The organism is Spirosoma arboris, assembly GCF_009754945.1.
Taxonomy (GTDB): domain Bacteria; phylum Bacteroidota; class Bacteroidia; order Cytophagales; family Spirosomataceae; genus Spirosoma; species Spirosoma arboris.
Window position 1 is genome coordinate 1 of the sequence record NZ_WPIN01000031.1, and the last position, 22,420, is coordinate 22,420.

At 44.5% G+C, this 22,420-nt stretch carries 19 protein-coding genes; 11 read left to right on the plus strand and 8 right to left on the minus strand.

All coding sequences use genetic code 11. The annotated features are described in order from the left end of the window. On the plus strand, positions 1–422 hold a 422-nt coding region (locus GO755_RS39105; RefSeq protein ID WP_317166046.1), incomplete at its 5' end, for an EthD family reductase. Between the two features lie 141 nt (positions 423–563). On the opposite strand, the gene GO755_RS39110 is transcribed toward GO755_RS39105, so the two are convergent. Further along, entirely contained in the window at positions 564–3,533 is a 2,970-nt protein-coding gene (locus tag GO755_RS39110; protein WP_157590890.1) for a hypothetical protein, read from the minus strand. A gap of 151 nt (positions 3,534–3,684) precedes the next feature. Here GO755_RS39110 and GO755_RS39115 point away from each other — a divergent pair, with 151 nt between their 5' ends. Continuing rightward, on the plus strand, positions 3,685–3,927 hold the full coding sequence (locus tag GO755_RS39115; protein ID WP_157590891.1) for a hypothetical protein: 243 nt from the start codon (positions 3,685–3,687) through the stop codon (positions 3,925–3,927). 88 nt (positions 3,928–4,015) lie between these two features. On the opposite strand, the gene GO755_RS39120 is transcribed toward GO755_RS39115, so the two are convergent. After that, on the minus strand, positions 4,016–4,891 hold the full coding sequence (locus GO755_RS39120) for an NmrA family NAD(P)-binding protein (protein ID WP_157590892.1): 876 nt from the start codon (positions 4,889–4,891) through the stop codon (positions 4,016–4,018). A 294-nt stretch (positions 4,892–5,185) separates the two neighbouring features. Here GO755_RS39120 and GO755_RS39125 point away from each other — a divergent pair, with 294 nt between their 5' ends. After that, positions 5,186–7,510, plus strand: a complete 2,325-nt coding sequence (locus tag GO755_RS39125) for a hypothetical protein (RefSeq protein ID WP_157590893.1) — start codon at positions 5,186–5,188, stop codon at positions 7,508–7,510. 116 nt (positions 7,511–7,626) lie between these two features. Here the strand turns inward: GO755_RS39125 and GO755_RS39130 are convergent, their stop codons facing one another. Together GO755_RS39130 and GO755_RS39135 are read right to left on the minus strand one after the other, a co-directional pair. Next, complete coding sequence (locus tag GO755_RS39130; RefSeq protein ID WP_157590894.1) at positions 7,627–9,249, minus strand: hypothetical protein; 1,623 nt, start codon at positions 9,247–9,249, stop codon at positions 7,627–7,629. Positions 9,250–9,269: 20 nt separating this feature from the next. Next, positions 9,270–9,614, minus strand: coding sequence for a DUF4359 domain-containing protein (locus GO755_RS39135; RefSeq protein WP_157590895.1), 345 nt, complete (start codon positions 9,612–9,614; stop codon positions 9,270–9,272). Between the two features lie 437 nt (positions 9,615–10,051). Here GO755_RS39135 and GO755_RS39140 point away from each other — a divergent pair, with 437 nt between their 5' ends. Continuing rightward, complete coding sequence (locus GO755_RS39140; RefSeq protein WP_157590896.1) at positions 10,052–10,342, plus strand: hypothetical protein; 291 nt, start codon at positions 10,052–10,054, stop codon at positions 10,340–10,342. Positions 10,343–10,395: 53 nt separating this feature from the next. Here GO755_RS39140 and GO755_RS39145 read toward each other — a convergent pair whose 3' ends face one another. Both GO755_RS39145 and GO755_RS39150 read right to left on the minus strand, forming a co-directional pair. Then, positions 10,396–11,265: an outer membrane beta-barrel protein gene (locus tag GO755_RS39145; RefSeq protein ID WP_157590897.1), complete on the minus strand. Its 870-nt coding sequence runs from the start codon at positions 11,263–11,265 to the stop codon at positions 10,396–10,398. Positions 11,266–11,657: 392 nt separating this feature from the next. After that, positions 11,658–13,388, minus strand: a complete 1,731-nt coding sequence (locus tag GO755_RS39150) for a beta strand repeat-containing protein (RefSeq protein ID WP_227687275.1) — start codon at positions 13,386–13,388, stop codon at positions 11,658–11,660. Between the two features lie 559 nt (positions 13,389–13,947). On the opposite strand from GO755_RS39150, the gene GO755_RS39155 reads away from it, so the two are divergent. Beyond that, entirely contained in the window at positions 13,948–14,475 is a 528-nt protein-coding gene (locus GO755_RS39155; protein ID WP_157590898.1) for a hypothetical protein, read from the plus strand. Between the two features lie 164 nt (positions 14,476–14,639). On the opposite strand, the gene GO755_RS39160 is transcribed toward GO755_RS39155, so the two are convergent. Together GO755_RS39160 and GO755_RS39165 are read right to left on the minus strand one after the other, a co-directional pair. Beyond that, the gene (locus tag GO755_RS39160; RefSeq protein ID WP_198175062.1) at positions 14,640–15,086 is read right to left on the minus strand and encodes an energy transducer TonB; all 447 of its coding nucleotides are present in this window, start codon (positions 15,084–15,086) and stop codon (positions 14,640–14,642) included. A gap of 46 nt (positions 15,087–15,132) precedes the next feature. Next, on the minus strand, positions 15,133–16,266 hold the full coding sequence (locus tag GO755_RS39165; RefSeq protein ID WP_227687276.1) for a DUF4249 domain-containing protein: 1,134 nt from the start codon (positions 16,264–16,266) through the stop codon (positions 15,133–15,135). A gap of 441 nt (positions 16,267–16,707) precedes the next feature. On the opposite strand from GO755_RS39165, the gene GO755_RS39170 reads away from it, so the two are divergent. The 6 genes from GO755_RS39170 to GO755_RS39195 all read left to right on the plus strand — a co-directional run bounded on the left by GO755_RS39170 (position 16,708) and on the right by GO755_RS39195 (position 21,888). Continuing rightward, positions 16,708–17,241: a hypothetical protein gene (locus tag GO755_RS39170; RefSeq protein WP_157590901.1), complete on the plus strand. Its 534-nt coding sequence runs from the start codon at positions 16,708–16,710 to the stop codon at positions 17,239–17,241. A gap of 733 nt (positions 17,242–17,974) precedes the next feature. Then, positions 17,975–18,787 (plus strand): oxidoreductase, encoded by an 813-nt coding sequence (locus GO755_RS39175; RefSeq protein WP_157590902.1) that lies wholly within the window; start codon positions 17,975–17,977, stop codon positions 18,785–18,787. Between the two features lie 106 nt (positions 18,788–18,893). After that, complete coding sequence (locus tag GO755_RS39180) at positions 18,894–19,358, plus strand: hypothetical protein (protein ID WP_157590903.1); 465 nt, start codon at positions 18,894–18,896, stop codon at positions 19,356–19,358. Between the two features lie 135 nt (positions 19,359–19,493). Next, positions 19,494–20,318, plus strand: a complete 825-nt coding sequence (locus tag GO755_RS39185) for a helix-turn-helix domain-containing protein (protein WP_157590904.1) — start codon at positions 19,494–19,496, stop codon at positions 20,316–20,318. Positions 20,319–20,471: 153 nt separating this feature from the next. Then, the gene (locus GO755_RS39190; protein ID WP_157590905.1) at positions 20,472–21,305 is read left to right on the plus strand and encodes a helix-turn-helix domain-containing protein; all 834 of its coding nucleotides are present in this window, start codon (positions 20,472–20,474) and stop codon (positions 21,303–21,305) included. Between the two features lie 73 nt (positions 21,306–21,378). Further along, a complete protein-coding gene (locus tag GO755_RS39195; protein ID WP_157590906.1) occupies positions 21,379–21,888 on the plus strand; it encodes an SgcJ/EcaC family oxidoreductase in 510 nt (169 codons plus the stop codon). The last annotated feature ends 532 nt before the right edge of the window (positions 21,889–22,420 follow it).

Sequence of the window (22,420 nt, forward strand, 5' to 3'; positions counted from 1 at the left end):
TAAATAAATTAATCATGAAATGTAAACTGATCGTAACGTTTGTTCTTTTAACCACTTGTTTTTCTGCGTTTAGTCAAGAAAAGCACAACACGGCTGTTGTTGAAAAAGGCTTAATTAAAGTATCCGTCATGTACCCTTATGCCGAAGGTAAAACCTTTAATATGGAGTACTATGAAACGAAACACATGCCTATGGTAGCCGGGTTTTTAGGATCAAATTTGGTCAAATACACCATTGAAAAAGGGCTTGCCAGTGGTATTCCTAACCAACCATTGCCTTTTATGGCTATCGGCATATTTTATGTAAAAAGCATAAGCGACTATCAAGCGGCTATAGGGCCAAACAGAGACGCTATTCGTGCAGATTTTCCAAATTACACCAATATCAATCCTATCATTTTGGTAAGTGAGGTGGTAAAGTAAACAAGGGTATAGTGAGGTGATCCGGTTTAGCGGCACACCTCAGGTGATGGTCAAAAACATAAATAGGTCAGTGTACCCTGGTAAACAACCGCCCAAACTAGTCAATGTAGTTTGGGCGGCTTAGTATAAAATTAGTCCAACTTATTTCAGAGGCACAATCTGACTGTAGGCTTCGCCATATAAGCTATTCGGTATAAAGTAAGCCTGCGCCTGCTTGAAGTTTTGAAAACCACCACCTTGTACAGTTGAGCTTGTTGCAAATGAACCGTCAACCACCGGTAGCGTTAGGTAAGCCTGTTTCGAACCGTCTGAATAAATTACGATTACCTGCCCACTTCTAACTGGTTTTTGATGACCTGCCGTCTGAACTCGGCCGGATGCCCGGTTATTATGGGCATCAAAGCCCACAATTTGAACTTTCCGCCCGCTACGCACCTGCATTTGCGCTCCACCAATTAATCGGATTATATGCATGTGCTCGGTTGTGGGGTCAGGCATGTAAGCTGTCAAGGCCACTTGATTGGGGTGAAGTAAAAGTCTATGTAACTCTCCAGCGTTTGGGCCAGCAGTTAAGGCTCTCAATTCCATAGCACTCATGAATGGCACGAACGCCTGGCGTTCTTCGTCCCAATCCAGTCGTGACTCCATCATCACGGTCACCTCTCGCACTTCCTTCGCCTTGAGTTGAATCCAGCGGTTTGACAAATAAGTTCGGTAGAAAGGATTGTTCTGAGACAGAATCAAATACGCCACGGTTGGCCTGTCGTGCGGATTACCCACCTTCACGGTTGCAATGGTTCGCTCCGTTGGCGAGGCCGCAGCCAGGTTGCTGGTCGAGTAGTTTGACTGAGCGACATTATTGGCGGGGTTCATATCGACCAATAATGGAGGACCGGCGGTGGCATATGGAAGAATTTCGACGTAAATGCAGAAGTGCCCATCTTTGGGTGGTATCCACTGGTGGGCTGTAAATTCAACCGTCGCTCCGGCTGGTACGTTTTTAACTACCTTGGCCAGCAGTTGAACAGGCGGTGTATCTCCGCCCACATTGTAGTCTTTCACTGAAATATTAACCGCTACGTTTGGCGCGTCGGCAGTCCCACTGTTCGTGATTTTAGCCACTACGTCGTTAGGTTGTCCCGTCCAAGCCATGTTGAAGTAAGTAGCATCGTTCTTTGACTTTTCGTTGCGAACTTCAATATCCGGGCTTTGCCACGGCCGGTCGGGGCTGGCTGGCCAGGGTCTGATACCCAGGTCTACACCGAATACTTTGTACTGGACACGCACCGTTGCCAGCCCATTTTTTATACTTAATACACTAATCTTTAATTGCTTGCCATTCCCATTTGGATCCTGCTCTAAGTAGCTCTGGTTCGGTCCCAGAATCGGTCCGTTACTTTGAATGGTTGGATCGTTCAATAACAACATCACCTCTGGTCGCTGCGACGTTACCTGAAATCCCTGCGCAATCGCGTCGGTACAAACCACGCGATCATTGGCGGGTAGGGCAACATCACCAATTTGGCCCGGTTGATGCGAGCGGTATTCAATATAGTAGTTCCAATTCGACCCAATCCTGATTTCGGCCCCAATAAACGCTCCCACTGCAGGAGGACCCTTCTCGACTGCGCTGATAGAAAACGTTTCATCTACATCGTTCTTAATGTGGAAGTTGAATCGTTTCAGCCATTGAGGAAGCACCCAACCCAGTTTCAGTCGTGAGACCATTGAAAAGTGCGGGTTCGGCTGTTCAAACGCCATGGTATCCCAGGTATTTGCGCCAAAATCCCATAAATTCCGGAATGGCCCTGTTGTAGGATCGTTTGGCCCTACATCAAAGACCGTTGGCCCGTATAAATCGCCTAACCCGAGACTGTGGCCGAACTCATGACTCATGGTATCCTCGAACGTTCGATTCCCACTAAAGGTAGGCCAGTCGTCGGGCAGGTTAAAGGGATCTAAGTCTTTATCAACCGTTGCTCCTGGATTACCGGCCACGGGTGCAGGAATCTTCATCGTTACATACTGGCGACGTGGCCAGTAGCATTTAAACGCATCCGTCGGGCTCGTTGGTCGTACTGTCCGGATGAGCAGGCAGAGGATGTCAACGTTTTGTAAGTCAATCTGCTGGTTGGGAGCCAACGTTTTATTCCGGTCAACAACGGCATCAATGATCGGCTGATAATGATCCGCTGTGCCATAATAGCGACGCGTCACAATCTGCTTCTTTTTAGCAGGATCTGGTTCGGGGTCTGTTGGGTCTGGGCCTGTGTCATGGGTATATTCAGCCGGAAAGTAATCTTCCCACATGCCAGATAGAGAAATTGGTCCGTCCACGCGCCCATCAATCGTCAGCCCGATAGCCGGACTAGCGCCCTTTACGTAGTAAGACATCTCTTCGTAAAATGCTCGTACGCTGCGCGTTACATTATCCCCCAGCGTGTCAGCGATTCCGTCGGTTAGGGCACCCCGCATATTTGCCAGCATCGTTGTTGCCTCAGCTGCCGAAAACCGATCACTTTTCGTATCCACCAGTAAAACCAGCACCCGCTTAGCCCCTAGAGCTGGCTTCACTTCTGGGTACGTCTGCGTGATTGGCCCTCCTGCCCCACCTTCACCCCAGTCTGCCTGCCCCGATGTTAAGCCCTTGACGATCCCGTCGATCCATACAGGTGGGCCATCGCCCGACGCGGCCGTTCGTCGACCGTCCACCGTAAATTTCAACCGACCCACGATGCGCGGATTCTGGTTAAGCACTGGTGCCAGTACCAGCAAGGTGTACGTACCCGACCGTGCGCCCGCAAGTAAGACAATATGTGGATTGGCAGGGTCAAACGTTGGATCGTGTACGCTCGATACGTTGCCTCCACCGTCGGTAACCTGAAATTGAAGCTGATCAAAGACGACTTTTGAGGTTTTGGCAATCTGCAGTGGAAACCGACGCCATGAGCCAGGGTACAAGGTCGGCGTTTGGCCCCCTCGCACCGGAAATGTTACCTCGTCGGCCGTTAGGTTCGGAAAGATTCTAATGAGCTTGTTTAAATCCTGTTGCGACAGGTCAAGCACTCGTTTTGAAACATCAAGCGGGATAGAATCAAAGATTGTTTTCATACAAACGACTTAGTTAGGAATTTAACAAACGTGCCCCTTGCGCGTTGTCAACTCTATGATCGTCATTCAATACTTTGCCGATAACAATCTTTTCGTAAACGGTTGAAAAATTGTCTTATGTCGATATCTATTATCAGTTTTCCAATCAAAATTGACCATTTTCGGGCTCAAATCGGGAAACTTTTCATCCAACACATTCGATAGTCAGACGGGTTACAAACGCTTCGACGCGGGGCTATACGTAACGGCGGGCTATCAGCTACCACAAGGCCTGCGTTTAAATATTGCCCACGAGATAGGCTTGATCAATCTTCAGAAAAACAACCCTGATGAACAGGCCTATCCACTTAAAAAGTTAATAGCCCTCGTTAAGAAAAAATCACCAATCAACTAAGTCAACAGGTTCATCTTAAAAAACTATACTTTTAGTACTTATAAACTTAAAGTGTAGGCAGCTACTCATAAGGGATTTACGGTTTCAATCACGACGGTTTAGTTAGATATGCCTTCAGCATGTCTTCCAACAACGTTTCCCCGCACATATGCTCAGTATTGCTGCCTTCGAAGACTATCCATTGCCGGTTAAACCCGTCGTTCATTTCGGCCATCAGCCGGGACGCATCCTGGGTGAATCCAAAGGAGGAATAAACTTTTTCATAGTCGGTACCTGGAATAGGCACCGCGCTGATTGACCGATCTGTATGGTAACCCAGAATAGAGGCTACATTATCGGCCGAGTATCGGCTAGGTCCTTCGAGTTCGATGATACGGGGTCCCGTCCATGACTGGGCCAGCAGATCAGCCGCCAGCTTACCGATATCGTTTACGGCGATCATCGGTATAAGTAGGTCAGTAGGATTTAAAAAGCTGTGTAATAGTCCCGATTGAATAGCTGGAGGAATACTTCCGGTAAAGTTCTCCATAAACCAGCCCGCCCTAATGCCAGCGGTTGGAATGTCCAGACGGGTAAGTGCCTGTTCCAGGTCATACAATTTCCGGATCGCCCCTGTGCCTTTTCGTAAATGTCCACCGATAGAAGACAGATAAACCACCTTTTCAGGTCTGGCATTTTTTAGCGCCCCTAGAATGGCATCCAGCATCTGTTGGTGCTGTTCAATGACGTTTTCAAAGTCTAGCGCTGGAGGTGTCATAATAAACACACCTTCCGCACCGCGAAATGCTTCAGTGAGTGCGCTTTCGTCGAATAAATCCGCTATAGTTACAGCTGCACCCCGTGCAGCCCACTCAGTTCCCTTGGCTGGATTCCGTACGACCGCCCTGACTGGTCGGTGCTGATTTAACAATATCTCTCCAGTCACTCGGCCAACATGGCCTGTGATTCCAGTTATTGCAAACATGTTTTTTGTTTGGGGGGAGTAAAAGAAATTAATCGCAAACCGGCTATGTGCCGTTGTCTATTGCAAAGCAATGCCCGATTGTGGCTTGCTGTTCAGTTATTTATGGGTACAAATTTCTCGACTATGAATGGCGATGGATTTACCAAATGGTAAAAAATGAACTAAAAGAGATCATTTAAAAAAGCTTATTCCTGGATGAAAAGGTTACTATTCTGAAAGGATTACTATTCGGCATAAAGCGCTTAAAGGTGCAGAAGAGGGAAATACGGCAACCTACACGTCAGAAATAGCATAATGGTGGACTTACTTTTCAAAGGAATCCGAGGCTTGGTATGGTTCAATTGCCTGGGGCTAATTACGACTGGATATGGGCAAACCAAACCCACTGCTTTAACGCTGATTCAACCTTTTGAAAAAGTATATATCCAAACTGACCGGGTTCAATACGTAGCCGGAGATACCATCTGGTTAGCGGCTTATCGAGTGAACGCAACGGACCATAGCCCCAAGGCCCCCAGCCAAACCCTATATGTGCACTTGCTCGATTCCATGGGGCTATCCAAAGCGAGCCCAATTCTACACATCGACAGCAGTGGACATGCCTCCACGACCATTAGCCTACCCGACACGCTACCCGCTGGCACCTATCAACTCCTGGCTTATACCAACTGGATGCGCAATACAGACAGTGACTGGATGTTTCGCAAACGTATCCACATTGAAGCCACTACCCACCAGGTAACTCAGCCTGGCGCACTTCTCACGACGGGGCTCATCTTACAGCTCTTTCCCGAAGGAGGGCACCTGGTAATCGGACTCACCAGCCGGATCGCTTTTCAAGCCCTGGATAAACAAGGCCACAGCTTGTTTATCCAGGGAGTACTGGTGAATCAGCAAGGCGATACGCTGACCGATTTTCGCAGTATTCATCAAGGCATGGGTACCTTTTCGCTCACCCCCCAAGCCAATCAGCACTACCGGGCGATTGCTATCACTCAGGATGGACGAAAGGCAGTAGTCGATTTGCCCCCCGCCCTACTCACTGGCTATCAACTAGCGGTCGATAACCTGACGGATGCCCATCATGTGCGGGTAGTAATTCATTCCAGTCAGCCCCAACCAGGACAACTGATTCTGCTGGCTCATCTGCGCGGACAGATCTGTTATCAGCACCAACTCGATGCCAATCAGCCCGAACTACGGGTGAGTATCCCCTACGATTCGATTCCTCAGGATGGCATTCTGCATTTAACCCTGTTTGATACGCATATTCAGCCAGTCGCTGAGCGTCTGGCCTTCATCAACCGGCATCATCAACTCACCATCCGTATTCAGGCGAATCAAGCCAGCTATCAGCCGGGGCAACCGGTTTCGCTGTCAATCTCCGTTACCGATCCGGCTGGCAAACCCGTAACTACCCAACTGTCGCTAGCTGTCACTGATCGGGGGCAGGCGCTCGAGTTTGCCCCTAATGAGGCCACTCTGCGCAGCTATCTATTGCTTAGCTCCGACTTAAAAGGGTATATCGAGGAGCCAGAGTATTATTTTGATACCACCCAGGTTCATGCCCGCCAATACCTTGATTATGTGATGATGACCCATGGCTGGCGACGTTTTAGTTGGCAAGCGATTTTGAGCGATAGCACCCTGCAACCAGTTTTTAAGCCGGAAACCGGCTTGAGCATAGTCGGCCAGGTGCGCTACCGAGATGATCAGAAAGTAGCGCGTGAAGCGGTGCTGACGGGCATGTTGAAGACCAATCGGCAACTGGTGCCACTGAATATCACGACCGATAAAGAAGGTCGGCTAGCGCTTGAAAATCTGTTATTTTCGGATACGGCCACGCTAATCCTGCGCCATCGAACAAATCGACCAATTAAGTTTGCGTTGACTTCCCCGCCACCACCACCTTTTGTGGCTTTACCTCCCTGGGTTGTGGATCGCGTAGCGGAGCGGCAGGCCTCAGTCAACCAGACCCTTGAAATGCAGGCGTTTATGAAACAACTTCGTGCCAATGGAGGGCGGCTGCTGCAGGCGGTGAACGTGAAGGCGAAGCGGTTAGATGCCAGCCGAACGGATGCCCGGCGGCAAGGGTACGGGATACCGGATCAGACGATCAAAGTAACCGATCAGATGACCTCGGGCAAACATTCGGCGAGTCAATTAATTGGTCGTTCCCGGTTTACCAAGCCTATTTATATGATCGATGGGATGCCCGTCTCGGGGGATGCCCTTGACGCATTAAGTGCATCTGATGTGGCGGCCATTGATTTGGTTTATGCGGGAGCTCCGGACGGAGACGGGGTGATCAATATGCTAACCAAGCAAGGACCTGAGGCCGGTAAGCATATCAATCAGGTGATCAGGCAACTAGTGGGCTATGCGGTTAGCCGGGAATTTTATTCGTCTCCCTTAATGGAGCATCAGTCGCCCAAGCCTGTTGATTACCGATCGACCCTCTATTGGAATCCTGCTCTTCAAACGGATAAGAATGGCCAGGCGAGGATTTTATTTTATACAACCGACCGGGTTACGACGATTCAGGCCGTAGTCGAGGGGATTAACGGGTTTGGTCAGCCCGGATATGGACGAATCCTTTATAAAGTCCAACCAAAGTAATCCACTACAAATCCTTATTTTGAATCGTACAGTGACGTAATCCCTATCAGAGCCAGCGTTAAAGACCTGCCACGTTTAGATTCCTACACGATTAGACGAGCACCCAAACGATACCGCTATTTCCGGCTTAAAACCTCCTTTAACAAACATTCCAGTTCAGCCTGCTTTTGCTTCACAGCCTGTAACTCCTGCTGATCCTGTTGACGTGCCTTCTCCAACTGAATACTATACAGAGTCAGTTCCTCCACTTTCTCCAGCAGGGTAGCATTCATCTTTACCAGATCAACACCGTCCTCAACTACCTGCTCTGCCGACGGTAAACCTGGTAAATGCTGGTTCGCATCGATGTATTTCTTTACCTCGGCCAATGATTGCAAGTGATAGCCTGGTGCAAATACTTTATCGCTCCATTCAGAAGGATTATTAATCCGTAGCAGATACCGGGCCTTGACGACATCCCCTTGCTCGTTGACTGTGAGGAATTGATCGGTCGAGCGAGAGGTTGGACTAGATGCTGTTAGTTGTTCCAGTCGCACACCGGATTGATTAGCCTCTTGACTGTTTACATGGAGACTGGCCGTAGGCGCTGAAGTTCCTATACCAACGTTGGCCTGATTGCCCAGTATCAGGGCGTTGCTGATGGCGACTCGGGAACCGGAGCCAATAGCTGTGGCATTGTGCAGGCCGTCTTCACTATGACTATTATAGCCAATCAGAATATTGTCATCACTAGTTGTAATGGCCGTACCAGAGTTAGGGCCAATGACAATATTATTTGAGCCTGTGCTGAAATTGGCGGCAGCAGAAAAGCCAATAAAAATATTGTTACTGCTTTTTTGATTTGCAAAGCCTGCCAGTACGCCAAGGAACACGTTGTTGTTGCCGGTTTCATTATTACCCCCAGTAGCATTTCCTAAAAACACATTATTGATGCCTGATATATTTGCAGAGCCCGTACCGCTTCCAGCAAATAAATTGCTATTTCCGGTTGTGTTAGATTGGCCAGCCCCTAGACCTAGGAATACATTTTGGAATCCATATGTATTATGAAAACCAGCTGTGCTTCCCAAAAAAACATTTGCATTCCCTGTTGTATTATTATAGCCAGCTTTGTAGCCTGTAAATACATTATCCTCTCCAGTTGTGTTAGTATAGCCTGCGTTATAACCTAACAATGTATTATGCCCACCGTTTGAATTACTGTAGCCGGCCTTTGAGCCAACAAAAACATTATAGGAATTAACACTGTTCAGTCCAGCCGAATCGCCAACCATTACATTATTATGTCCTGCTTGATTGGCATAACCAGCAAATTGCCCAACAGAAATGTTACTGTAGCCAGTCGTATTTTTTGAGCCAGATGAAGAGCCAAAAAAAGTATTAAACCTACCCGATGAGTTACTAAGTCCGGCTTCCCTGCCAATAAACACGTTATCTAACCCTACTGTGTTAGCTAGACCGGCTGCCGTTCCGACAAACACATTACTTAAGCCTGTCGTATTACTCTGACCAGCTTGACTACCTATCATTGTATTGCCAGAACCTTCTGTATTATTCTGGCCAGCTTGAAAGCCAACAAATGTATTGTACCATCCATTTGAAGCCATATTTTGACCGACTCTTAGGCCAATTAAGATATTGTAAGCTCCAAGAGAGGTAGAGTTGGGTGTTCCGATAAAGTTGGTTTGTGAAAAGGATAGAATTGGAAGTAAAAAGAGGAAGGTAAAGAATCGTTTCATTGTGGAATTAAATTCGATGATTAAAAATTATATAATTTCAGTGTATTGTCTTGCTTAAAAAGAAATACATTCCCCAGGATTCCCAGTCCAATTACATCATTATAGTTATTGAGGCTCACCTTGGTTAATGAAAATACGACGTAATTATCCCGGAATATTAGACTGCTGATCGTTTTGTCCATAAGACTAGCGCCCAACATCTCTTTTTCTCCACTTGCTTTTACCTCCTCAAAAATCTCATTACCAGCTTTTTCCAAATAGAGCGCCTTAATCGTTGCCCGATGCTCGTCTATGTCTGGATTCGTGAGAATCAGTACCAGGATGACAAAAGCGCTGACAAACAGGCTAAGTTGGCTTCTTTTCATGGTGTAGAATGTTTTCTTCTCACCTTTAGTGTAAGTTAGTGTTCTCTGACAATCTCAGCAGGAATAAATTCATTAAGAGACTTGCCGCTTACTAAGGTGTCTACTGGAATGGGTACGAGGAGATGTCCCCTGGTCCAATGAAAAGACTAAGGATATAACGTAAACACAGGAAGACACCAGAAATCCTTTCATGTAATTGCCAATTGGCAAACTAAAGTACTTTGGCTACTTGGCTCTACTGTCGTCCTGATAGGGAAAATACACCTTTTTTATATCGTCTTTTTCCCGTTTCTTTTAGGCCAATGCTTCCGTCAGCACTTGTCTATAGCCTTCTATTTGCTCTTTTGACAATTGACTACCACGCTTCCCGGCTACATTCACTCAAAAAAAGCAGGAGGTCGCCGATTAGACTTGTTGCAGTGGGTTAATTTTGGAATATGAAACTTTTAATTACCGATTTAAAGACAGAACGGCAGTGGCGATCAGCAAGGGGTTTAGATCAAAAACGATTTGATAAACTCCTGCTAGTATTCGAAAAAGCTTATCTGGATTTATTTGACCAATCCATCGAGCAACGACAAGATGATTGTCCCGAACAACCTTGTTTGAATACCTACACTGACCTACTATTTTTTACCCTATTTTCCTTAAAATCAGGGCTTACATATGATTTTCTAGGCTTGGTAAAGCGGTTTGATTACTGTATCCGTGGCTCTCCTGCCCACTAGGCCCGTCAGTTAGGCATACCAAAGGAGTGGAATGTATAAGAAAACGGCACGGGTTATTTCTTTTTGACTAATGCAGTCAGTTTATTGAGCGGGTAGGCCACGTTGAGACTCCAGACACGATTCTTAACTTTGTCGTAAGCTCCGCCATTGGGAACCAGATTCACTAAGCCTAATTCATAGGCTACACTCAAACGCAGGCTTTGTGGTAATTGATACCCTGCCGTAAGCAGGAGTCCCGCATCGAAGTGTTTATAGCCGCTGTTTTTGTCGAATGCCGATACCGACCCTGGGAAAGCCGAATCGGTAATGGTTCCCCCTAATCCGTATGCCAGGTAAAAACCCAGGCCACCGAACACCTGCCCTTTCCCATTGGGCAGGTCGTGATTGTACAGGATGTAGGCTGGAACTTCGAGGTAAGTCATCCGGGTCGTGGACGTACCCATCTTGCCACCCTTGCCAATCAGTTGAAGTCCGTAGGCCACATCAAGATGATTCAGGAACGAATCGTTGTCGGTGGGTGCTACCGGCTCGGGCACTCCATCGATAGAGGCCACCAGTGTAGCCGGGTCGGGTGGATTAGGGCTTCGGTACGAATGTGGCGAATTCAGAAAGTCGCGCCAGTTATTGATTAGTTGGTTGACCCCAGTCAGTAATAAAATAGCCGCATTGTAGCGAAGGCTGGTACCCACTGCGTCCCGATTTGCATAGGGTGTACCAGCAGCGGAGGAGTTTAACAGTTCCTGTTTGGCCAGGTCGACCGACACGTTAAACAATATTTTCAGAGCCCTGTCCCCTTGTGGGTCCAATAGCGGAGTTTCCGGTGGTGGCGGCACTTTGGGGCCAATCAGCGGAGGATTCTGGCCCCGTCCCCCAATAGACCACAGCCCAAGCAGCAGCAGCAGTATCCATCTCGCGTTTTTCATAATTGTAGGAGCTTTGTCTGATCAATCAAAATTCCACTCCTACAATCGGCCATACAATAGTTAACGCTAACTAGTTTAGCTAATATCTCGTATCCTCTGTCGATAAGAATGACAAAAATTGGCGCTTCGGATCTGGCTTAACGTTCTTGCTTTTAGTGCCGAAATGGATTGAATTAACTTATTTTTCCTACTCCGCAACACGCTATAAAGGCGATAATTCCAGTGCCCTAAGTGCCACACGAAAAAAGCCCAGCTCTATAAGCCAGGCTTTGTCCTTAGGGGCTAGTCTACCTGCGCCCCATTGTGATAGAAAGCATGCAAAAGGGAACAGGCAGAAAAAAAGATTGTTATTTCAGCCTACATTTCCTACACTACCTACACCGATTATCTCATTATTTATGGTTTAACACCTGTTGTAGCATTTGTTTTAACTGAGCCTGCTCCCGCTTGATAGACTGTAGTTCCTCGTTTTGCTGCTGGTTCATCTTTTCCAGTTGAATGCTGTATAGAGTCAATTCTTCTACCTTCTCTAGCAGAGTAGCATTCATCTTGACCAAATCAACACCCTTGTTGACGACTTGCTCAGCCGAGGGTACACCCGGCAAATGCTGGTTGGCATCGATGTACTTCTTTACCTCAGCCAATGACTGCAGTCTATAGCCCGGTGCAAACACCTTATCACTCCATTCACTAGCGTTGTTGATCCGTAATTGATACCGTGCCTTGACCACATCGCCCCTCTCATTGACGGTCAGAAACTGATCAGTTGAACGAGTTGCGGGACTGTTCGAGGTTAACTGCTCCAAGCGTAAGCCAGATTCATTCGTCTGTGGACTAGTCACATGCAACATGGCGGTCGGCGCAGAGGTGCCAATGCCGACTTTGGTCTGATTGCCTAGAATCAAGGCATCACTAATGGCTACACGAGCACCTGAGCCAATGGCAGTAGCATTGTGCAGCCCATCCTCGGCCTGTGTGTTATAACCCATCAGCACGTTATCGCTCCCATCCGTAATGGCCGTACCTGAGGTTGGCCCAATAATGATATTGTTGTTACCCGTAGTGACGTTATAGCCCGCATGATAGCCAAGGAAGGTATTATTCGTCGCGGTGGTGTTATTGTAGCCTGACTTGGAGCCGATAAAGGTGTTACCCGAGACGGTGTTCTTGAACCCGGCCGAATCGCCAATTATGACATTAAAATTACCGCTGACATTCGTGTATCCAGCAGTATACCCCATTACCGTGTTCTGTTGACCACTTGTATTGCTACCACCAGCACCACTGCCCACAAAAGAATTTAAGCTCCCCGTTTTATTGGAAGCTCCTGATCCAGTGCCGACAAAGGAATTATTACTACCCGCTGAATTGTAGTAACCAGCTTGGCTGCCGACAAAGGAATTATTATTACCCGTTGAATTGAAATAGCCAGCATTTACGCCAAGAAAGGAATTACCTGCTCCGATGGTGTAAAAGCCAGCATTATACCCCAAAAAGGAATTATAACTCCCCGTACTATAAGCTCCCGCCCCAAAACCAACAAAGGAATTATTAGTCCCGCTCGTATTGGCTTGACCGGCCTGAGTACCTAAAAAAGAGTTACCAGACCCCGTTGTATTGGCTTGGCCGGCAGTATAGCCCACAAAGGAGTTACCAGACCCGGTTGAGTTGGTTTTTCCACTTTGTGAACCAATAAATACGTTGTCTGATCCTGTACTAGTATGTCCAGCCTGAAAGCCAATACTCACCGCATCGGATACCGAACCAGACCCTACTCCCGCTTGATAGCCAATCGATACGTTGTTGTTATTATTAGCTCCAGACCCTACACCAGCCTGATAGCCAACCGCCACATTCTGAGTGCCAGTCGTATTATTGTAAGCGGCTCCCAGACCCAGATAAACATTATTAGTACCAGAGGTTGTAGCATAACCCGCCTGATAACCGCTGAACAGGTTACCTTGACCCGAGGAGCCAACGTTAAACCCAGCTTGTACACCTACCAGCGTATTATAAGCACCGGTTGAGGAATTGTTGCCTGTATTAGCGACATAGTTGGTTTGGGCTAATCCTAACCTGGAAACAGTTAACCAAAGCAAGAGAGAAGAATACAGTTTAATCATGATCGAAGCTAGTTGAGGAGATATAAAGTCATATGACTTACAAACTATCTGTTTTTCAATTGACAGTCAACGAGTTAATCAAGTTTTAATATCTCTTTTATTAGGGGAGGTCTGCCATACCCCTTTTGAAAAAGGGTAGTCTAAAGCTGAGGAGCAGAACTCTTGATTGGAAATCGACGACTATTCTTGCCGTTATGGAACAACAAACGCCAGCCCTTTGCAGAGCCAGCGTTTGTTAACATCTCACTACTAAGATTCAATTCAGCCGCTGACATCATTGATCGACGTGGCAGAGATCAAGGAACAATTTTCGTACTTTGGGAAGTAAAGTACGAAAGGGGGTAATGATGATTCTACAATACAAATGGTCATTATATTGTCACGAGACAGGTGGAACCTGTTAGCTCGCCACTATTTATTATACCTAACCATTTTTGGGATTTTAAACATATTGCCGCTTATATAACACTCAAATTAATAGTATATTAAAGTTGTATATTAAAATATCACAATAAGCGCGCTTATTTGTTAATTGACCACGAATTAAATCCTATAGATTATGAAGTCCACATTGCTTTCCTTATTGGGTAGTTCTCTGCTTTGTGCGATGCTGGCTTGTTCAAAGCCTGAGACCAATGTAATACCGACTTCGCTGAGCAATGGTCAGACCAGTTTGAATAACATTGTAGTCGGTTCATTTAACCAAGCGACTGCTTCACTAACTCACGCCAGTACTAGTACTTCGGTATGGGTTATCGTTCTCACCAGCCCAGATACACGCAATACGTCTCTAAGTTTCAGTATTGTGCCTACTCAATCAGGCACTATTCCAGAAGGAACATTCTTCTTTAACAGTTTTCTTTATGATGGCAGCCCAGAATCACTGGCTATGTTTTGGCTCAGAGATGTGGATCCGGTTCTGCATACGGATTATCATGCTAATGGTACAAGCTTGTCCATTAAGCGACAGAATGGGCAATACGTTTTCACTTGGACTGGTGCGGTACGGAAAGGGCTAAGTTTAGCGGATACCACTACCTACCGCGTCACAGGACAGTACATGGGTGGGTTGAGAATCGTTCAATAGCTTTTTGCAGGCTTACTTTAGTAGCTGATTCACATTTGATACTTCTCTAAAAAATACAATACTTGGTCAAATTGATCAGCAACAAATAGTATACTTTTTTTGAAATTTATATAACTAAAATAAAAAAGGGAACTAATATATTATAGCAATAGAACTTAAAATAATTACATATAAGCGGTTACATACACTTCCTTGAGCAGTGTGTGTTTATTAAGCTTTTCGATCAAGTTTTTGTCTTCATCCGTAGGTTTTTTAATTTGATTCTCACCTTCCAGCTGAAAACTTATAGGCAGAAGATAAGTACCTTGATAAATGATTTTTCGATTCGGTAGCTCTGCTAATGCATCCATAACGGCTTGTTGAAAAGCCGGTATAACATCGGAAAAGTTCAGGATTTTAATTTGTTCGATTTTGCCTTGATCACTAATAACAAAGCTAGTGTAGACTTTAGCAACTAACTGTTGCTGACGGGCATTATCTGGATAGCGAATAAAGCGAGCAATTTCTCGAGTAAATGTAGAATCCTCCTGTAATGAGTAATTTTTTTTCTGACCAACGACCTGGCTTAAGGAGATAAAGCTCAGCAGTAAGTAAATACAGAAAGTTTTCATAGGCTTCAACGTTTTTGTTATATAATCTCCATGACTGTTGCAAAAGTCAGTTTTGCCAGCCTTCTGGCTTGAAGGGCGTTCGGCTATCACTCGGGACACAAACGGCCAGCGGGGGACGGTCCCGACCCGATGAGGGCTCATTAACTGGACCACGAGCGTTCAGGGCAAAAAATAAGCCAGGGGCAATACCCGTCGCATCACTTCGGCTTAACCAGTACCGGACCGATGAAACACTCGATACACTGAAGTAGCCGACCACGGCTTCATTTTCCTTCGCCACATTATGCACATTGCCCACTAACAAAGCAGGCTGACCACCCGCCACTCCACCCGTAGATTGGGTCTGCTCGTTCAATCGGTTAAAGTAGGCATAAGCCTGTTTGGTTAAAGAGCTTTGTCTAAGCTCAACCAGGCAAGACTCCTTGGAGTATAGAGGTACCCGACCAATGAGTAAGCCCTTGACCGGATTGCCATTGCTATACTTATCCGTGAACAAAACCAGGTCATGACTATAGAGAATTTCCCAACAGGCCGTTCGACAATTGTAATCAAAACTAGCCGTGAAGGATGAGTTTAGATTGGTACTGACACAGTCTTCGATTAAGTTGCCTTGGGCATCTTTGATTTGGTAGAGTCCCCGGTTGCAACTGCGGCACCACTCCTGGCGTTCCCAGTCCATCCAGTCCCACCGGTAATAATTGGGTTGATCGGCCGGATCGGTAAAGTCCACATAAAAATCATGAGCGGCCGAGTAGACATTATTTAATCGCTCAGTAGACGTAAGGCTAGTGGGATTAAATAGGGCTCGAACTTGCCCAATCGGCGCCACTGGCTGAAGTAGCTCCGGGGTGGATTCATAGCGGGTACCATCGGCTAAGGTGAACTTGAGTTGGTAAACATGACCGACTTGGCCCTTGAAGTCAGCAGGTAGTTGATAGCGACCATCGGTGGTTTCTTCGGCCACCACGACCTCAACGGAATCAACGACGATCTGAACATTGGCCTTGGTGACGGGTACATACCCGAATCGACCGGTGAGTCGATCTGCCTGAGAGCGACTAAGTCGAATAAGTTGCGTCTCTGCTTTATCGGTAAGGGTACCATCAACAATCAAGACATTCAGCGAGCTATTGATGGTTGATTCAACTGGGTCCACACAGGTAAGCAGGCTGAAACCCATGCTTAAACAAATCGACAAGTTCACCGCTAATGACCGCATACCGAGCTAGAAACAATTCCTCTGGTAAAGAAGCGGAGTACGCTAACCTACTTCCAGTTGTCTCTTGCTTAGAAAGAGTCTTGCCGACTTTAACAATATTAGCGGCTAAGATCGCCTATACTTATGTCCAGTTGATAGCAGCCAGAGTAAGTCATCTTAACCAGTTGTTCCGATCAAGACTTCTGGCTAAACGTTTACTTTTGGGGGATTGGTACCTATCGCCATTATTTCTTAGATCAGGAGACCAGGTTGACACTTAGTGAGGAGAAAAGCCAATAGATTACCTGAGTCTAATGGACATTTATAACACCCGAAGATTAATGAAGAATTAAAAACAGGAGTTACCATAACATAAGGCTTGTGTTCAGTAGTTTATAGTCAGATCGCAATGTTATATACGCTATGACTTACCTTAATCAATGGGTTCGATTGGCCTTGGCTCTGAGCGTTTCCGCTGGCGTTTTTGCCTGTAAGCAAGATTCTCAGCTGAACACAACGGTTCCTCCGATAGTAACCCAATCCATTCCTCAACCTTATCCCGCTAGCGACCACGCACCCATTGAGCCCATCATTGGCACCTATAAGGCCAACTCGTTTGAGGAAGTATCGTCTCCTGTTTCCTATCCCATTAATGGACAAACGGTTTCGTTAGTCATTAAACCCGCATCCGGCGACACGGTACAAGTCAGCATCCAGGCAACAGCAAATGGCAAGTACTCGCCTGGCAAGGATTTGTTTTATCCCAAAGCAGTAGTTGTCAGTAAAACCCACACGGACGGAACGGTAATTTATTATGTGTATTTAACTCCGCCTACCACCACAGATTGCGGCTATAATACTTTATACATTTATTCAAACCAGACCATAGATTATAATTTTATTCCACCTGGCAATGGTCCTTGTTTAGGTGCTCGTATTCGCTTTGGAAAGGAGTAGCGATTTTGCATTTGGCAAATACAAGTGGTTGATCATTTTGTACAAAACGTTCAGCCTTTATAGTAGTCCTCTGCCGATTTTACCCAGTTTGGGCCGTCAGCCACTTTCTTAACCCACATGCAGCAGATAAAAGCCCCTGCCAGTCCTTTAGGTATTTCTGGTTCGAGAGGAGGTTTGGGAAGGCTTTAAAATACCAGATGAGGTAGAAGCTGAACGGAGTAAAGAAAGCCTAAAAAATTGCTGGATTACTTAGATTAACGGTTTGGATAGGGTCATTCGACCTTTATTTAAGATAGGATATTTTCATTTTCGTACTATTCTAGGAAATACGAACATAAAGCTGGCTAAAAATGCCCACCTATGAAGCTTAAGGCAGGAAATTAGGGTAAAATGGGTGCCGGTTTTCGTACTTTAAGAAGAAAAGTACGAAATCAAATAAAGCCTCACTAACTCAAGCGATGCTGTGCAAATGAGACATTGATTAGTGAGATGGCAATTTGAGACAACAGCTAGTTCAAATTGTCAATGACAATGTAGGTAAAGCAATCTTCTTAGAAAAACGGGCGTTTTAGGGTACACTGAAATCAACAGCAGTAATCAATACTTGTGAATTGTATCAGCAGCTTCCGAAAAAGTAAGACATTTTGAGCGTTTCACGACAGCAATTTGGACGTTTCACGCAACTTACGTAAGTAGACGGTAACTTACTTTTGCCAGAAAAAAATCAACAGTTATGGCAAAGATAGTTTTGGTTACTGGGGCTTCCGCTGGAATAGGCAAAGCTACAGCAATTTATTTAGCACAAAACGGCTACGATGTTTATGGTGCAGCACGCAGGATAGAAAAAATGCGGGACCTCAAAGATTACGGCATTAAACCTATCACGCTGGACGTGACAAAAGATGAAAGTATTACGGCTTGTGTTGAACAGATTTTTAAAGAAACAGGAAGCATTGACATACTGGTAAACAATGCAGGTTTCGGTTCGGAAGGTGCTATTGAAGACGTAACAATAAAGGACGCAAAATACCAAATGGAAGTAAACGTGTTTGGAGCAATGCGTTTAACTCAATTAGTGTTACCGAAAATGCGACAAAACAACTATGGTAAAATCGTAAATATTTCTTCTGTTGGTGGAAAAATTGCTTTACCATTGGGCGGTTGGTACCATGCCAGTAAGTTCGCGATTGAAGCATTGAGTGACTCTATGCGAATGGAAGTAAAACCATTTGGTATAGATGTAATTGTTATTGAACCGGGCGGAATAAAATCAGAATGGGGCGACATCGCTATGGAAAGTTTGGTTCGTGTTTCGGGAAGCTCTGCATATAAAGAAATGGTTAAAGGGGCAGAAAAAAGTTATAAACAAACAGAAAATAATAACTCTGAACCTATTGTAATTGCAAGATTGATTAAAGAAGGAATTGAAGCAAACAAGCCCAAAACACGATACGCAGGTGGCTCTATGGCAAAAATGTTGTTATTCTTACGAAGTATTTTGTCTGACAAAATGCTGGAGAGGTTAATAATAAGCCAAACAAAATAGTAAACTTAAAAAAATAATATCAGCCTTCAAGTTCAAAGCAGTAATGACTGTCGAAATCCAAAGAAATTATGTAATGAAAATGTAGTTTCACTAAAAAATAAAAAATATGTATCCTACAATTTTGGCAATTCATTCCCTGGTTCGTTGGTTCGTTCTGATGAGCTTGCTCTTTATAATTTACCGTGCTTATACCGGCTGGTCTTTACGTAAATCGTTTTCAAAATTTGACGACAGGGTTAGACGCATTACTGTATCAATTGTAAATATCCAAGTTGTTGTTGGGCTTTATTTGTATTTTATCAGTCCAATCACTGACTACTTTTCGCATAATTACAAGATCGCCGTCAAAGTTGGGGAAATGCGTTTTTTTGGATTAGAGCATGTGTTATTGATGATCATTGCACTTACAATCATTTCGATTGGGTCTGTTAAAATAAAAAATAAAAGCAAAGACACCGAAAAATTCAAGACAATGGCTATTTGGTTTACAATAGGACTTCTTGCAATCCTTACATCTATCCCGTGGCCATTTTCACCTTTAGCAAGCAGACCATATATTAGACCATTTTAAATGATATTTGAGGTAATCAGTGTTAACAAAAATGCGACAAACTAAATACAGTACTATTGTAAGCATTCTTCGGTTAGCAGCATAATCATTGTTGTTAACACGAAAGCAAATTTACGATGCCAAAAAAAAATCGTTATGCAACAAGAGCAAAATAATAACAATATTATACTGTATGCTTGTGAAGGCGAAACACATTTTGGGCATGATCCATTTGTGTATGAACATTTCATTGGTATTATCACTTCGGGAAGCGCACATCACTTTACAGACAAAGGAGTCGTAGATTATCCGTCAGGTTCATTATGTTTGGTTAGAAGAAATCAATTAATGAAAGCAATAAAGAAACCAGACGGAGAAAAACCATACGCAACAATTACAGTTTTTTTAGAGCAAAAAACATTAAAAGAATATAGTTTGGAATATGACGTAAAAGCAAGTGGAGTTTATAGCGGAGAACCTATTCTGGTATTGGAAAATGATGCTTTTATGAAAGGGTATTTTGACTCGCTAATGCCGTACTTTGATCAGCCCGAAAAGCTGACACCGATTTTAGAGCAGGCAAAAACTACTGAAGTCATTACATTGTTACTCCGCAATCCTGCATTGAAAAACTTCCTGTTCGACTTCAGCGAGCCACGCAAAATAGATTTAGAAGCGTATATGAATAGATATTTTCCATACAACGTTCCTCTAACACAATTTGCGAAACTGACAGGGAGAAGTCTTTCAACATTTAAGCGTGACTTTGTGAAAATTTTCAATTTAACACCCGAAAAATGGTTGCAAAAACGCAGGTTGGAACAAGCTCATTTTCTTATCATGCAAAAGAACAAACGCCCATCTGATATTTATTTAGAATTAGGTTTTGAAACCTTATCGCACTTTTCTTATGCTTTCAAAAAGCAATTTGGACATCCACCGACAGAATTACAGAGCATATCAAGGGCAAGTCTCAATTAACACTCTTTAAATGGGAGTACTGATATAGTTCACTCAATAAATTGACCAGTCACGAAAAACAGCACCAGTCAAAAAGGTTCAGTTTCTGAAATCTCAGAATTTAGTAAATTTAGAGTGGGATTAAAATTGCCTATAGACTTATGATTCACTAGCATGATCAATAAACAGGTATTCTTTGCCCCTCATCCGGCCCTTCGACAGCTTGTCAATCATATCTTTATTAGCTCGAATGTTACCACTGATTTACAGGCCAAGTTAAGTTTTCCAAATCCGCCATTGCCCGGACATTCCATCTACTTTTTCCCTTATGACAGACCCATTGTCGAAAATGCATTTACTAAACAAGTTAAAACACTCTATGCCTGTACTATTGCCGGACCCCAAACAGAACGTACTATTCTGTCGCTTGGACATAATCATCTTATCATAAAAATCGGCTTTCAGCCGGGCGTTCTCCATCGGTTGCTCAGAGAACCTATGCAGCGGATGATTCAGCTAGACTATGATGGGGAAGCCGTATTTGGAAGATCCGCTAACTATGTGCTGGATGCGTTAGCGAATGCCGCTGACTTTGAGGTGATGAAAGCTATCGTGGAAGAATTCATGTTCCGTCAACTCACTAAAATTAAAAGACCTTTTTCTATTGATTATGTAATTCCTGAAATAATAAAGTATGGTGGCTCGGTTAAAATTGATGACCTAGTCAAGAAAGCCTGTCTGAGTAACCGCCAGTTTGAACGAGCGTTTAAAGATCGAATGGGCGTTTCCCCAAAATTCTACAGCCGGTTGGTTCGGTTTGGCAGGGCGTGGTTGCTCAAAGAACACAATCCGGCTATGACCTGGACCCAGGTAGCTTATGAATGCAATTATTTTGACCAAATGCATTTAATCCGGGATTTTAACGTGTTTGCGGGTACGAATCCAACCGAGATTTCAAGTGCTTTTGAAAAGCAGCCATTTTTAATTATGCGAGATATCTATCATTAGCTATAAAACGTCGTATTTGTACTATTAGCCAGGGAGGGTATGCCGGTAGTTTTGTAATAAACATTTATTTATTATGAAACAATCAATCTTACTTTCTGTATTCGCCTTACTTGGCACTACACTGTTTGCCCAACATGATCCGAAGGCGGAACTGGCTATTAAAAAAGTCATTCAACAACAAGGGGAGGCCCGCAATAAACAGGATTGGGACGCCCTGGGCAGTTCATTTACAGACGATGGGATATTAATAAACCCCGTTGGCCAGTTTTGGAAAGGAAGACGGGAAATAGTTGCCCATCTCAAAGAGCTTAGCGCTTGTTGTTTAGAACCTATTTTGACGAAAGTTGACGTTAAAACTATCCGATTTCTAACGCCTGTTGTAGCCATTGTGTATACGGAAGTAACAGAAGTTGCCAGGAAGGATTTTGCCCTTCCGTTTCGTCAGTATAAAAAGGGTGATACCGATTACAGCTGGAAAACCGATGTTTTTATAAAGCAAAATGATGAATGGAAAATTACCACAAGGCAAGTGACGCTGATCAATCAACTTGTTTCACCGCATCATTCTCCTGACAAAAATTAATACAAAAGCACGAACCTACAATAGCTATAGTTGCCCTAGCTGAAGGAGACGGAACGGATTACAGCCGGTTTAATTCGTTTCAACGTTTGTTATGGGCAGACACATAATGCTGGTGATCACTAACTATTCTCATTTAACCCTCTTTTTAAGATATACTCGACTCATCATCCCCCCACGTAGCTTTGTTCCGTACTCCTCCCCCTCCCACAGTGGTTTCAAATGGCAGTATGTTATAGATTAATCGCACCAAGAGAGATAAGGCCAATTAAGTAGTAGAGGAAGGAAGAGCTTTTTTCGTCTTTATGTATCCTGTTGGGTGAGCAGAACGTGTGATTGATAGGGACTTATATACTGTATAATTTATGCTGCTTTTTTGAAATATTAATCTGCATAACAGCCTCTTTATCAGTATCAAATGAAAATACTCTACCCTTCTTCCATGAAATCTACCTTGCTCCTTCTTTTACTTTTTTGCTGGGCAACTTCTACAAACGCCCAAGCTGTCCGACTATTCAATATTCAGGAACTACTT